This window comes from Mesorhizobium sp. M2C.T.Ca.TU.002.02.1.1 (assembly GCF_003997225.1).
On sequence record NZ_RZTO01000069.1, the window covers coordinates 1 to 13,215 of the forward strand.

Below are 13,215 nucleotides of genomic sequence, written 5' to 3' on the forward strand. Positions count from 1 at the left end.
CCTGAAAACCGGGCCGAGCCCGAGCTTCTCGAACAGCCCCATCTGCTCCGAGCGGGTTTTCTCGGCCCGGAATTCGTCGTGATGGATGCGATGCGGGTCGACCAGCGCCACCTTGCGGCCGGCCTTGGCGAGCGTTGTCGCCAGAATGGTTCCGGCGAGTCCCGCGCCGACGATTGCCACATCGACCTCGGCCCGGTCGGTCGGCGCGGCAGGTGTTTCGCGCCCCTGTTCGGTGCTCATTCCGTTCTCCAAACTCACGGGGGCAAATATCCGTGGCGGTCAAGACAATCTCAAGCAACCCAAGGGCGAGGCGGGTAGCAATGAAAAGTTAGGTTAATTCCCATCGCCCTGGGTGGTGCCGTTCCTGGCCTGCTTCCAACGCGGCGCCATTGCCGAGCCATCGATGAATTCCAGTCCGCCCGCTTCGTTGAGCGTATGCAGCTTGCGTCCGGCCCAGCCGGCGCCGGGATTGAGGATCGTTTCGACGATCTGCTCGAAGCCACTGTCGTCAAGCTGCGTGACGCGCGCGATGCCGAGCGCGGCGCCATAGCTCCTGCGGCAGTCCTGCACCGGACGCAGGAGCTGGCCGCCACGGCTCACCATGCGGCCCGCCGGACGCGCCGAGGCGATGTCGATCAGCAGCGGGTTCTTCGGATGCGGCGTCCACGGCCCGCGGAAATCCGGCGCCGACCACAGATGCAGCTGATCCGAGAAGGCGCCGCCGTCGTCGCGCACGGTGGCGAACATCCACCAGCGCCCGCCATGCTCGGTGAGCGTGGCGTCGCTGGCGACGATGTCCGACAGCAGCGTCGCTTCCTTGACCCAGCCGCCCGGGAACGCGGTGGCGCGGTAGAGATCGACGGTCCGGTTGGCGCCACTTTCCGGCACCATCTACATTTCGCCGTCGCGCTCGAACACGAAGGGGTAGGAGAGGTGGTAGGGCAGTTCCAGCACGGGCTTCGGGGTGCCTGCCGGTCCGTTCGGCCCGAAAGCCACCGCCGACAGGATCGCCTTGCCTATGCGATGGATATAATCCTCGACGAACAGCGTCACCTGGCCGCGATGGAGCACGGGAAACGGGTCGGCATAGAAGCGGCTGCCGTCGTCGGGCAGATCGCGCCAGCCCGATTGCGGATGGGCGCGCAGCTCGTAGAGGTCCTTGCCTCCGGTCTCGCGCCAGCCGACCCGCCAATGCGGGGCGTTGTAGCATAGGTGATAGATCTGCTGGACGATGCGGCGCGCCGTTGCCTTGGCCGCACGCACGCCGAGCTTCGTGGCCGACGGCAAGGCCGTGGCCGACGCTTCGCATGACGGTTCGGGCAGCACCGGAAGCGGCGAGCGCCCGGCGCCGTTGACCGCCGCGACGATCAGGCTGGCGGTGCGCGCCAGCATGTCCTGGAAGGAAGCCAGCGCAATGCCGTGATATTCGGTGCCGAGCCGTCCCTCGGCGACCGTCGCGCCGTTCTGTTCCAGGCGCACGAGCGGCGTGCGGCCGGCAAGGATCAGCGCCAGCAGGGCCTCCTCGCCGCAGACGCCGTCATAGGCAAGGCGCCAGACCCGTCGGCCCTGCGGCTCGACATCGCCGACGAGATCGATCGTGAGATCGGCGGGCGCCGATGGTCTCGCATGGCTGGCCAGTGTCGAAAGTGACACACGCTTTGCCGTCCCATTGGCGGGCAGGCGATGGATGAGCGTTTCAAGCTGGAACAGCGCTTCGGCGCTGCGCGGCACACCGCCGGGCGCCGGACGGGCATCTACGGCAAGCTCCACGCCGGGCAGCCGCGACAGCCGTTTGGCCAGCGCCACATGGAAAGCGCGCACGCAATCGCCGTTGAGGCGCAGCGTCAGGCGCATGGCCGATCCCTACGCGACTCATATCCGGCCCCGGCGGCCCGGCTGGCCAGGTCAAGTTTCCGCCGCATGCGCACGATGTCTCCAACTTTGGGCTGCACTTAAATTCTACTGCGTAGGTGCAAACTTCGTGCCAGCGCGGCACCAATTTATGAACATAATTAACAGTGTTTTAATCGTTGCCGGGAATAGCTAGGCCAACGCCGCATTTCTCGTCTGTGCCGGCCGATGGAGCGTTGTCGGAGCGACCTTTGCAACCATCCCTGCTCATGGTGCCTCAGCAGAACGCTTCGGAGGCTGTCGCGCCGGCGCCGGCCTATTACGCGCCCGCGCCCGCGCAAGCCACGGTCGAGCTTGGCGATCTCGGCCGCATCCTGCTGCGGCGCCGCTTCCTGATCCTTGCCGTCACTGCGCTGCTCACCGCGCTGACGCTTGTCTACGCCATGCTGACACCGGCGCTCTACTCCTCGACGGCGCAGATCATCATCGACCCGCAGGACCTCCAGGTCGTCACCAACGACGTCAATCCGAGCCGCATTTCTCCCGATGGCGGTATCACCCAGGTCGAAAGCCAGGTCAGCGTGGCCCAGTCGAACGGTGTGCTGCTGCGCGCCATCAAGGCGACCAACCTGACCGAGAACCCGGACTTCAACGGGCAGGGCGGGCTCGGCGGGTGGCTCGGCATGTTGTTCGGCTCCGACGACGGCGACAGGACGGCGCAGACGCTCGATTCGCTGCGCCGCCGCCTTGCGGTGAAACGTGACGACAAGGTGCTGGTCCTCAACATCATCATCACCGCCAAGAGCGCCGATCTGGCGGCTGAGCTCGCCAACGCCATTGCGCAGGCCTATCTCGACGACCAGGCGCAAGCGCGCTCGAAGGCCGCCGCCGACGCCTCCGACGCGATCAGCGCCCGGCTGGAGGACCAGCGCAAGCGCGTCGAGCAGGCCGCCAACGCGGTCGAGTCCTACAAGGCCGAGCACAATATGGTGATGGCGGCCGGCAATCTGGTGAGCGACCAGGAGCTGACCGACCTCAACACGCAATTGACCGCCGCCCAGACGCGCACCGCGCAGCTCAAGGCGCAGGTCGACCAGCTGCGCCGTCAGGGCAGCGCGCCGGACGCGACGTCGGAGGCGATGCGCTCGCCGGTGATTGCCAGCCTCAGGGCGCAGGAGGCAACGCTCGTCGATCAGATCTCCCAGTTCGGCACCGCGCTCGGGCCGCGCCACCCCTCGATGATTTCCGCGCAGCAGCAGCTGAGCGATCTGCGCAAGCTGATTTCGCGTGAGCTCGGCCGCCTGGTCGCCGCCGCCGAGACGGACTACCAGCGCGCTCTGGCCAACCAGAAGGAACTGGAGGCCAAGGTGGCGTCGCTGAAAGGCAAATCGCTCGACACCGACCAGGCGTCGGTCAGGCTGCGCGAGCTGCAGCGCGACCTCGATGCCGTGCGCACCGTTTACGCCAATTACCTGCAGCGCGCCCAGGAAACGCGCGAGCAGACCAACGTCAACAGCACCAATGCCCGCATCATCTCGCAGGCCATGCCGGCGCTGAAGAAGAGCTGGCCGCCGAAAGGACTGCTTGTCTTCGGCGCCATCTTCGGAGGGTTGGCGCTGGGCATCGGCATGGCGCTGATCGCCGAATATCTGTCGCCGACCGTGCTGTCCGCCAACCAGATGCAGTCGGCCATCGAGGCCCCGGTGCTGGGCGTGCTGCCGGGCAGGGGGCGGCGCCGCTCCGGCGCTGCCTCCCAGAAGACCGACGCCGTGGCCGGGCTCGCGCTGCAGCGCATCGCCGCCGCCACAAGGCGCCCGGCCGACTGGCCGCTGGTGCCTTCGATCCTGGTGGCGTCGCCGCCCGAGGACAAGGCGCAGCGGTCGAGGGTTGCGTGGCAGCTCGCCAACGCCGCGGCGGCCAGAGGGCGTCGCGTGCTGTTCATCGACATCAATGCGGGCAAAGGCCAGAAGGACCCGCAGCCCGGGGTGCTCGACGTGTTGCGTGGCGAATATCCGCTCGAAGCGGTCAGCCGTTATGCGCCCGGCTCTTCGGTGGCGCTGATTGGCAGAGGGCGGCCGACCGCGGTGTTCCAGGAAGCCCAGGCGCTCTATTTCGCCCACCGCATGCTGGCCGAGGCCAACCACAGTTTCGAGCTCGTCGTCGTCGACGGCGGCGCCCTGGCCGACGATCTCAACGTCCTGCCGCTGGTCGCCATGGCCGACGAGATCCTGCTCGTGGCCAGGCTGAACGCAACGCCGATGCGCGACGTCGCCTCGACCTCCGAAGCGGTCTCTGTCATGGGGCGGCTGCCGACCGGCGCCATGCTGGTCGACGAGGCGGCCTGACATGGCCTCGATCCTGGCGGGTCCCGCGCGGCCTGTCCTGGCTCCGGGCTATGGCATGGCGCGCCCGCGCACTGTCCCGGTCGACACGCTGACCCGTCTCGGCATAACCGTCGGGGTGCTGCTCCTGTTTTCCATCTCGGGCGGCATGCTGTGGCTGGCCGGCTACAATTACGACGGCCTACAGGGCAGCCCGCTGAGCAAGATCCACCCGTCCACCTATCTCTTCGTGCTCGTCTTCGTCTGGCGCTCCTGCACCTTCGGCAATCCGGTCGGCTACGTGGTCCATGTCACCAACAAGCGGCCGGCAACGATGCTGATGGCGGTGATTTCGACGGTGCTTCTCTTCGTCGTCATCCTCAGGCAGCGCCCCGGCATGGCCGGCATGATCGACACGTTCGTCGCCCCGGCGCTGGTCGTGCTGCTGCTCAGCGAGGACGACGAGAAGACCTTTGCCCAACTGCGGATCGTCATCCATGCCGTGATGACGGTGAACGCGCTGATGGCGCTGTTCGAGTTCGGCACCAAGCATCTGGTGTTCCCGTACAGGTTCGACGGCGCCGTGTTCGTCAACGATCTGCGCTCGACGGCGCTGCAGGGGCATCCGCTCTCCAATGCCACGGTCACCTCGATCTATGTGCTGTCGCTGCTGTCGGGGTCGCGCTCCCTGCCGACGCCGCTCAGGCTGGCGCTTGTCGGGCTGCAGTTCTGCGCGCTGGTCGCCTTCGGCGGCCGCTCGGGCATGGTGCTGACGATCCTGCTCGGCGGCGTCTATCTGCTGATCCAGGGACTGGCGCAGCTCAGAACCGGACGCGTCAACCTTCTGGGCGCCGCGCTGGTGATCATGCTCGCCGCGCTGCTGCCGCTGGCGATCGCGCTTGCCGGCTATTACGGCTTCTTCGACGCGCTGCTGGAACGTTTCGTCTCCGACAGCGGCAGCGCCAATGCCCGCGTCGAGATGTTCGATCTCTTCAGGCATCTGGAGCTGCGAGACCTGATCGTCGGCCCCGATGTCGACCTGCTCGACAGCATGCGCCGCATCACCGGTTTGGAGCAGGGAATCGAGAACCCAATCCTGCGTTTCACGCTCTATCAGGGCGCCTTCTTTACCCTCCTGATCTTCTTTGGCTTCGCGCTGTTCATGCACGAGGTCGCGCGCCGTTGCCATCCGGGCATCTGGCTGCCGATGCTGGGCTGGCTCATCCTGCTCAACACCTCCGAAAGCATCGCCTCCAAGACGACGCTGATGACCAAATTCGTGGTGATCGCGCTGGCGCTTTATCGGCCGGTGAGGCCTGTTGCGCGTCACCCTTAGCGCGATTTGGTGATTCAACCAGTCAAGCGCGCGGCATCCTCAGCCCGAGCGCCTCGACCATCGCCGGGTCGAGCGCGCGCGTCGTGTCGTCCATCATGCCCATGCCGTCGAACAGGTCCCAGAATGCCCAGGGAAAGCCGGCGGCTTCCGCACTTTGCCGGACATCGGCGATGTAGCGGGCGCGGTCGGGATTTGGTGCTGCGGTGTAGCGGGCATCGGTGCGCAGCGCGCCGAACTCGCCCATGATGATGCGCTCGCGCGCTATGCCATGGGTCTCAGCCCAGTCGCTCACCTGCTTGAGATAGCCGTCGATGAAGCGGCGGTCGGGCTGCGCATCGAAATAGACCTTGAGCACCTTTTCGGTCTCCTCGTAGGCGACTTTCTTGGCCTCCTCGGACCTTTCGGAATCCTGTGCCATCCTTGCCCTGACCGAGGCCAGCGTCCTTTCCAGCGTCCCGGCGGAGGCCGGCCACGGCACGTTGTTCAGCGCGCGGTAGACCGGCTCGCGCATCCATGGCGCGCCCTGATGGCTGAACAGATAGGGCTCGTAGAAATGGAAGGTGAACAGGATCGGCTCGAAATCCGCCAGCGGCGCTGGATCGAGCGCGGTCAGTCCGCGCACCATCGAGCCGCATCCGCCGGTGACGACGAGCGGCACGCTCGGTCCCACAACCCTGGCGGCCGTCAGCAGCGAGGCCTGCACGGCCGGCCATGCCTCGGAGGAGCAGTCCTGCGGCGGCTCGTTGACAGGCTCCAGCGCCACCATGCCGGACGTCTTGCCCTGCAGTCTCTCGGCGATTTCGCTCACCAGCGCCCGATAGGATTCGAATTCCGGCGCCGCGGTGCTGGAATACAGTCGCTCGGGATTCCAGTAATGCGTGGCGCCATTGGCCTGCACATTGACAATGACGCCCAGACCGGCAGCTCGAGCCGCATCGACCGCTGCGTCGAGCATGTCCATCAGTTCGGCGCGCCGGCCCGCATCGGCGGCAAGGAACGGGCCGGGATCGACAGGCAGGCGGATGAAATCGAGCCCGCTGGCGCGCAGCCGAACAAGGTCTGCCTGCGTCGGCACCGGCCGCTGCGACTGGAAGGGCGGCCAGTCATAGTCGGTGCGCGGCGCGGGATATTCGCGCGTCAGCGCGAACCACGGCCAGGTGTTGACGCCGCGCCTGAAAGGCCATTCGCCGGTCGCGGCGTTTGCCTGGGAGATCGGCGGCGGGACCGCCGCCGTCAGAGGTGATGCCGCAGCGGCCAGCGCCGCGCCGAGGATCCGCCGGCGCGACCAGCCGGTCATGCGTGCCTGGCGCGGTCGGCTTTCGCCGGCGCGGCGGTGGCAACGCCGAGCTGCCGCAGCGCTTCCTTCTCATAGGCGGCGAGCACGTCTTCCCAGCGGAAGGCCTCGCGGGCGCGAGTCCGCGCCGCCTTGCTGCAACGCGCCACCAGCGCATCGTCGACCAGTGCCTCGTCGATCCGTTGGCTCAGGCTGTCCGTGTCGTTGAAATAGATTGCCGCATCACCGGCGACCCAGCGGTTGTAGCGGTTGTCATGCGCGATCACCATGTTGCCGGCGGCCAGCGCCTCGACCAGCGAGGGGTTGGTGCCGCCCACCGTGTGGCCGTGCATATAGGCGCGCGCATGGTAGCGCAGCGCCTTCACCGCCGCCTGGTCGTAGATCGCGCCCGGCAGCATCACCACCGAACCTGCCGCCTCGCGCACCGCGCGATGATAGGGGATCTCGTCGTTGAGGGTACCCAGCACCACCAGCTTCATGTCGCCGCGGTCGCGGCGGCGGAAGGCTTCGATGATGGGCAGGATGTTGTTGTCGGGTTCGATCCGCGCGATCGAGACCAGATATTTGCCGGGCTCGAGCCCGAGCGCGCGAATGGGTTCCTCCGGCGCCGAAGTCACCGGGTCCGCGCCATAAGCGATCGTGGCGATGGCGCTGCGCGGCCGCCTTGTCGCCAGGTGATCGGCGATCGCCGGGTGGTCGGCCACAAGCCGGTGCGAGAGCCAGGCGCCGATCCATTCGTTGAGCCAGAACCAACTGCGCGCCGCCGGCCCCCATTTTGGCCGCCGCCATTCGATGCCGTCCATGTTGGTGATGATCTTGCGCCGCATGAGCCTGAGCCAGGTCAGGAAAACCGCGCCATTATAGCCGAGCACCAGGCACACGCCCGGCCGTCTGGCGGCGTCGAGCACGCATTGCCAGTCGAATTCCAGCGTCGCGCGCGGCCCCTTGGAGGCGACCTCGATGGTGATGAGCTCGATGCCGCGCCAGGTCTCGCTCGTCACTCTCTGGCCACCGCGCTCGACCTCCTTCTGGCAGTAGACGCCGACCTTCCAGCCGCGTCCGGCCAGGAAAAGCGCCAGCCGCTCGGCGAAGGTCTCGAAGCCGCCGTGAGAAGCCGGAATGCCGCGTGTCCCCAGGATCAGGATCGAAGGCTTTTCGATCGGGTTGGAAGGTCGTTCCGGTTTCAAAATGAAGGATTCCCCGGGGTCCGGTCATGGTTGCGTTATGTCAATGACCGCCCAGCAACTTCCGTGCCAGGGGTACCCCCGGGGCGAACACTCGCATGAAGGTGTAAAATTTCTCTTCAGAAGGCATGGCTTGCTTCATTATCGGTCAACTTTCGCGACGTATCTGTACCGATACGGGGCACGGCCGGGTTCCGGGGTCGCGGCAGGGCGTTCAGGAACCCGGCACGATCCTTGCTCCAGGGCCTGCAGTGGCCACCGCTGGGTAGAGCGGCGTGCGGATTTGGCATGAAGTTCTTCCGCGCTTGAAGGGTCCGGTGCTGAGCGGACCCGGGGTGCAAGGTGGAAAGAGAGTGATGCGCATTGCCTGCGTTCATCAGGGCTATGAGCTCTATGGTTCGGATCGCAGCTTCGCGGAGAGCGTGGCTGCGTTGCGCGCGGCGTTTCCGGCCGCCGAGATCGAGGTCGTGCTGCCGCGCGAGGGACCGATTGTCGAGATCCTCAAGCCGCATGCCAGCCGTATCGTGTTCGAACCGCTGTGGGTGCTGAGGCGCCAGGCGATGTTCAGGCTCGCCACCGTCGAGATGGCGCGGCTGCCGGCGGCGCTCTGGCGCGCCTGGCGGCGCATGCGGGGCAGCGACCTGACCTATATCAACACGTCGATCATTGCCGATTATGCGCTGGCAGCGCGGCTTTTGCCTCGCAAGGCGCTGCTGCACATCCACGAGATTCCCGAGGGCATCCTGCGCAAGGTGCTTGTCGCCTTGATGCGCTGGAGCAAGGCCGACCTGATCTTCAACTCGCGCGCCACGCGCGCCACCTTCGGCGACCCACCCGCCATCGACGCCAAGGGAAGGCGCACGCACGTCGTCTATAACGGTGTCGCCGGTCCGGCCGCCGCCCTGCCGATGACCTATGACGGCAACCGGCCCCTCAAGATCCTGCTGCTTGGGCGTGTCAACCGCATCAAGGGGCAGGAGGTGCTGCTTGAAGCCGTAGCCTCGCTCCCCACGGAGTTGCGCGACCGCGTCGAGGTCCGCCTCGTCGGCGGCGCCTTCGAAAGCGTCGAGCGCGAAAAGGCCTTGGCCGAGCTGGTCGGGCGCATGGGATTGACCGGGCATGTCGAGGTGCTGCCTTTCGTCTCCGACCCCGCCGACCACTATCGCTGGGCAGACATTGTGGCGGTGCCGTCGCGCCGCCCGGAATCGCTTGGCCGCGTCGCCATCGAGGCGATGGGCTGGGGACGGCCGCCGCTGGTGTCGGCGATCGGCGGGCTGGTGGAAGTGGTGGCGGACGGCGAAACCGGCTGGCATGTGCCGCCGGGCAATGCCGCAGCCCTTGCAGCCAAGCTCGGCGAGATCATCCTGCGGCCGGACCTCTGGCGCGGTTTCGCCGCTGCCGGCCGGGCACGCTACGAGGCGGTGTTCAGCGAACATATCGCCGCCGCAGCGATCGTGGCGATCGTGGCCGACAAGCTGAAGGCGGCAACGCCGCGGCAGGGGCGGGCGCACATTGCCCGCGAGGCGGAGACGAGCCCGTGAAGTTCACCTTCCCGGCTCATCTGGTGCGGCGCCTCATGCTGATGGTCGGCGGCGAGGCGATGCAGAGCGGCTTCCATTTCGCCCTCAACATCGCGCTGCTGCATCTTCTGTCGGCCGAAGGCTACGGCCTCTTCGCCCTGGCCATGGTGATGGGCGGCGTCGGCTTGTCCTACATCCGCTCGCTCACCGCCGTACCGGCCACCATTTGGATGAGCAAGAGCGCCAACAGCGCCGGCGTCGACGCCTATGACGTGACCTTCGGATCGGCGGCGCTGGTCGTGGCGCTGCTGATGGGGCTGGGCACGGGATTGCTGATGCGCGTCCTGGGCGACCCGAGCGGTATCGGCGCCGCCTGCTTCGTCTGCGCCTGGTCGCTGCGCAGCCATATGCGCACGGCATTCTTCGCGCGCCGCATGCAACTCGTGGTCTCCATCAGCGACGCCGTGTTCACCATCGCGGGCACAGTCCTCGCGGGGGCGGCGATCTGGTTCTTCGCGGATGCGCTTCAGGCCACCTTCTATGCGCTTGCCGCGGCCAATGTCGTCGGCATCGCCGTGCTGGTGAGACTGGCGCGCCGCAGGCTGCGCATCTCCTTCCGCGCGCCGACCTGGCGGCGCTATGCCAAGCTCTGGCGGCAGCTTTGCTGGTCGGGGTTCAGCGCCACCACCACCAACATCCAGGGGCAATCCCTGGCGCTTCTGGTCGCGGGCATCGCCGGGCCCGCCGCCTACGCCCCGCTGGCGGCGGTGCTGGTGCTGTTTGCGCCCCTGCGCATCTCCAGCCTCGCTTTCTCGAACATGCTGCAGCCGGAACTTGCAAAGCTGGTGCGCAACAAGGAGTTCGACCGCGTATGGGCTCAGGCCAAGATCTGGGCGCTCGTCATGGGTGTCGGCAGCCTGGCCTATGGCTGCGGCGTCCTGTTCGTTCTGCCGATGATCAAATCCCAGGTCCTCCAGCATGCCTCGGTCGGCCTGATCGGGATTTTCGCCATCGCCAACTTCGTGCCGATCATGGCCTATGTGATGCCGCGCGTGGTCCTCGAGATCGTCGGCGATTTCCGCATCGTCGCCTTCATCACCATGGCCGGCGCGATTGTCGGGCTCGCGACGATCGGCGCCCTGTTGGCCGTCGCGCCGTCGACATGGTCGCTGGCCGGCGCTGCGGTGTCCGAGATCTTCGTGCTCGTGGCCTCATGGTATTTCGCGGCCAACCGCATGTGGAACCTCAAGCACCCGAGCGAGCAGCGCCCCACGATGGTCGGAGCCTGGCGCCGCGCGGCGACGCTCGCCGTGCAGAGACGATAGGAGAATGATGTGGCAAGCCAGGCAATGCCGATGGCCGCGATGACGACCGGCCTGGCCGACGGCGAGGCCGCGCCGCACGCCGCCGGCGCGGCCAGCGGCGCTTACGTGGCGCAGTTGCACACCAGCCTCGAGGCGGTCAAACCGCTCTGGCAGCGTCTCGAGGCGACGGGTGTGTGCACCGGCCACCAGCATTTCGCCTGGGCCGAGGGGATCGTTGAAGGGCTCCTGCCGCAAAAAGCCGACCTTGCGATCGTCGAGGTGAGGGACGCAGGCACGGGCGAGCCGAGGATGCTTGTGCCGCTGATGCGGCGCCGCGCATTCCACCATTGGGTGATCGAATGGCTGAGCTGCGGAGTGTGCGACTATGCGGCACCTTTGCTCGCCGACGCGACGCCCTGGACCAGGCAATCCGCCGAGGCCGCGTGGGCGGCGGTGCTGTCCGTGCTGCCGCCGGTCGACCGCATCCACATCGTCGGCATCCCGAAAGAGGTCGGCGGCGTCGCCAATCCGCTGGCGCTGCTTTCGCCGGCGCGCGACTCCATCCACTCGCACTACGGCATCGCCATGGATGGCGACGCCGAAACCGTCGTCAAGCGCATCTGCCGCCCGTCCTTCGTCAAAGCGCTCAACAAGGACCTGCGCCGGCTCGATCGCAATGGTGGCCTGGCCCTGGTGGAAGCCGACACGCCGGCCCTGGTGGACTCGATTTTCGGCAAGCTGGTCCAAATGCGGCTCAGCCGTTTTCGCGAACTAGGCCGGTTCGATCTGCTGGCGCGGCCGCCGGTCATCGATTTCTACCGCAAGGCTGCGCATCGCGGCCTGACGGACGGCTCGGTGAGGATCTTCGGCCTGCGCGCAGGCAACGTGATGGTCGCGGTCCAGTACCTGGCGGTCCATCTGGGCACCTTGCACGCGCTGCTGATTGCGATCGACCAGGCCGCGGTGCCCAACGTTTCGCCCGGGCTTTGCATCATGGGCGAGCTGATCAAATGGGGGCGAGGCGCCGGTTTTGACTATTTCGACCTGTCCGTCGGCAACCAGAGCTACAAGGAACATATGGGCGCGGTGAAGTCGGTTCTGTCCGAGCTTTGCTACGGCATCACGCTGAAGGGCGTGGCGGTGAGCCAGGCCATCAAATATCGCGGCCAGGGCGTCGCCTTCGTGCGTGACAACCCGCGCCTGTTCAAACTTGCGCAGGAATTCATGCAGCGCTGGCGGCGGCTGCGCTCGGGTGACTGAGCGGCGGCTTTGGCCGACAAATTGACTCACATTCCGCTCTCCGCCATGCTTACGGCTAGCCGCATCTTTGGCGGCAGCGTGTTCGAGTGAGGTCATGGCCAGTCCCGTCGCCAGAGAAAAATCCCGCCGCGCCGCGGTGAAGACCGCACTCGAACGCCACAAGGTCTATGTCACCGCGCAGCGCTTTTCCGGCGGCTCCTACAGCGCCCGCGTGCTGGTCGACGGCGAGGCCTACTGGGTCGACGAGTTCCGGCTGAGCCAGCTGCGGCAAGGGTTGTCGCCCGCCGAGCTCGAATTGACGCCGGCGATCGACGATTGATCTCTTTCCCTTGCTCCGCGGCGATGTAGGAAAATCCGAAATGCTGGCGGGACGTGACGGAACGCGACCTCGGCAAGACGAGCTTGCCGCTACAGCAGTCTGACCCATGCCCGCCAACCTCAAACCCTACCGCGCCAAGCGCGAATTCTCCCGCACCCCCGAACCCGCGGGCAGCATGGCCGGCGAGGCCTCCAACCGCTTCGTCGTGCACAAGCACCACGCTACCGCCGACCACTATGATCTTCGCCTCGAAGTCGGCGGCGTTCTCAAAAGCTGGGCCGTCCCGCGCGGGCCCTCGCTCAACCCGGCCGACAAGCGGCTTGCCGTCGAGACCGAGGACCATCCGATCGAATATATCGACTTCGAAGGCGTCATCCCCGAAGGCGAATATGGCGGCGGGCCTATGATCGTCTGGGATACCGGCACATGGGCGCCGATGGAGGATGTCGAGAAAAGCCTCAGGACCGGCGCCTTCAAGTTCCGGCTGGCCGGGCAAAAACTCAATGGCGGCTGGATGCTGACCCGGCTGAAGCCGAAGCCCGGCGAGGACGAGAACAAGAAGAACTGGCTCTTGTTCAAGGAGCGCGACCTCGCTTCCGACACCAAGCTCGACATCCTCGAGGCACGGCCGGAGAGCGTGAAGTCCGGCCGCCGCATCGAGGAGCTGGTCGCGCCGCCGAAGAGGGCGGAACGCCTGCCGCCAAAGCGTGGCTCGCTGAAGCCTGGCGCGCTGCCCGGCGCGGTAAGAGCCGATCCGCCCGCCCGCATCGAGCCGCAACTGGCCACCCAGGTGATGGAGCCGCCGGGCAGCGCGCCAGGCTTCAGC

Annotated in this window: 12 protein-coding genes; 7 read left to right on the plus strand and 5 right to left on the minus strand. The window is 66.7% G+C overall.

Annotated elements, in window-relative coordinates; translation table 11 throughout:
* The 3 genes from EOD07_RS05980 to EOD07_RS39175 all read right to left on the minus strand — a co-directional run.
* The coding region (locus EOD07_RS05980; protein ID WP_127234348.1) for an FAD-dependent oxidoreductase at positions 1-240 on the minus strand (240 nt) is incomplete at its 3' end.
* 93 nt (positions 241-333) lie between these two features.
* Positions 334-891 (minus strand): hypothetical protein, encoded by a 558-nt coding sequence (locus tag EOD07_RS39170; RefSeq protein ID WP_348627736.1) that lies wholly within the window; start codon positions 889-891, stop codon positions 334-336.
* Positions 892-1,854, minus strand: a complete 963-nt coding sequence (locus tag EOD07_RS39175; protein WP_348627737.1) for a hypothetical protein — start codon at positions 1,852-1,854, stop codon at positions 892-894.
* A 248-nt stretch (positions 1,855-2,102) separates the two neighbouring features.
* Between EOD07_RS39175 and EOD07_RS05990 the strand changes: the two genes are divergently transcribed.
* Together EOD07_RS05990 and EOD07_RS05995 are read left to right on the plus strand one after the other, a co-directional pair.
* Positions 2,103-4,196 carry a Wzz/FepE/Etk N-terminal domain-containing protein gene (locus EOD07_RS05990; protein WP_127234349.1) on the plus strand — a complete coding sequence of 698 codons (2,094 nt, stop codon included), beginning with the start codon at positions 2,103-2,105 and terminating at the stop codon, positions 4,194-4,196.
* Positions 4,197-4,251: 55 nt separating this feature from the next.
* Positions 4,252-5,508, plus strand: a complete 1,257-nt coding sequence (locus EOD07_RS05995; protein ID WP_245469889.1) for a VpsF family polysaccharide biosynthesis protein — start codon at positions 4,252-4,254, stop codon at positions 5,506-5,508.
* A gap of 22 nt (positions 5,509-5,530) precedes the next feature.
* Here the strand turns inward: EOD07_RS05995 and EOD07_RS06000 are convergent, their stop codons facing one another.
* Positions 5,531-6,805 carry a cellulase family glycosylhydrolase gene (locus tag EOD07_RS06000; RefSeq protein WP_127234350.1) on the minus strand — a complete coding sequence of 425 codons (1,275 nt, stop codon included), beginning with the start codon at positions 6,803-6,805 and terminating at the stop codon, positions 5,531-5,533.
* Positions 6,802-7,989, minus strand: a complete 1,188-nt coding sequence (locus EOD07_RS06005) for a DUF1972 domain-containing protein (protein ID WP_245469887.1) — start codon at positions 7,987-7,989, stop codon at positions 6,802-6,804. The genes EOD07_RS06000 and EOD07_RS06005 overlap by 4 nt, the downstream gene beginning before the upstream one ends.
* A gap of 353 nt (positions 7,990-8,342) precedes the next feature.
* Between EOD07_RS06005 and EOD07_RS06010 the strand changes: the two genes are divergently transcribed.
* From EOD07_RS06010 to EOD07_RS06030, 5 genes are all read left to right on the plus strand, one after another.
* On the plus strand, positions 8,343-9,527 hold the full coding sequence (locus EOD07_RS06010) for a glycosyltransferase family 4 protein (RefSeq protein ID WP_127234352.1): 1,185 nt from the start codon (positions 8,343-8,345) through the stop codon (positions 9,525-9,527).
* Positions 9,524-10,831, plus strand: coding sequence for a hypothetical protein (locus EOD07_RS06015; protein ID WP_127234353.1), 1,308 nt, complete (start codon positions 9,524-9,526; stop codon positions 10,829-10,831). The genes EOD07_RS06010 and EOD07_RS06015 overlap by 4 nt, the downstream gene beginning before the upstream one ends.
* Before the next feature lie 9 nt (positions 10,832-10,840).
* On the plus strand, positions 10,841-12,070 hold the full coding sequence (locus EOD07_RS06020) for a GNAT family N-acetyltransferase (protein ID WP_127234354.1): 1,230 nt from the start codon (positions 10,841-10,843) through the stop codon (positions 12,068-12,070).
* Positions 12,071-12,164: 94 nt separating this feature from the next.
* Positions 12,165-12,389 carry a hypothetical protein gene (locus EOD07_RS06025; protein WP_040980638.1) on the plus strand — a complete coding sequence of 75 codons (225 nt, stop codon included), beginning with the start codon at positions 12,165-12,167 and terminating at the stop codon, positions 12,387-12,389.
* A gap of 106 nt (positions 12,390-12,495) precedes the next feature.
* A partial coding sequence (locus EOD07_RS06030; protein WP_281059039.1) for a DNA polymerase ligase N-terminal domain-containing protein occupies positions 12,496-13,215 on the plus strand: 720 nt, incomplete at its 3' end.

Bases quoted from the DNA above. Each gene is read 5' to 3' on its own strand.
- EOD07_RS39175 (WP_348627737.1), bottom strand. From the start codon at position 1,854: ATGCGCCTGACGCTGCGCCTCAACGGCGATTGCGTGCGCGCTTTCCAT.
- EOD07_RS06025 (WP_040980638.1), top strand. From the start codon at position 12,165: ATGGCCAGTCCCGTCGCCAGAGAAAAATCCCGCCGCGCCGCGGTGAAG.
- EOD07_RS05995 (WP_245469889.1), top strand. From the start codon at position 4,252: ATGGCGCGCCCGCGCACTGTCCCGGTCGACACGCTGACCCGTCTCGGC.
- EOD07_RS39170 (WP_348627736.1), bottom strand. From the start codon at position 891: ATGGTGCCGGAAAGTGGCGCCAACCGGACCGTCGATCTCTACCGCGCC.
- EOD07_RS06010 (WP_127234352.1), top strand. From the start codon at position 8,343: ATGCGCATTGCCTGCGTTCATCAGGGCTATGAGCTCTATGGTTCGGAT.
- EOD07_RS06000 (WP_127234350.1), bottom strand. From the start codon at position 6,805: ATGACCGGCTGGTCGCGCCGGCGGATCCTCGGCGCGGCGCTGGCCGCT.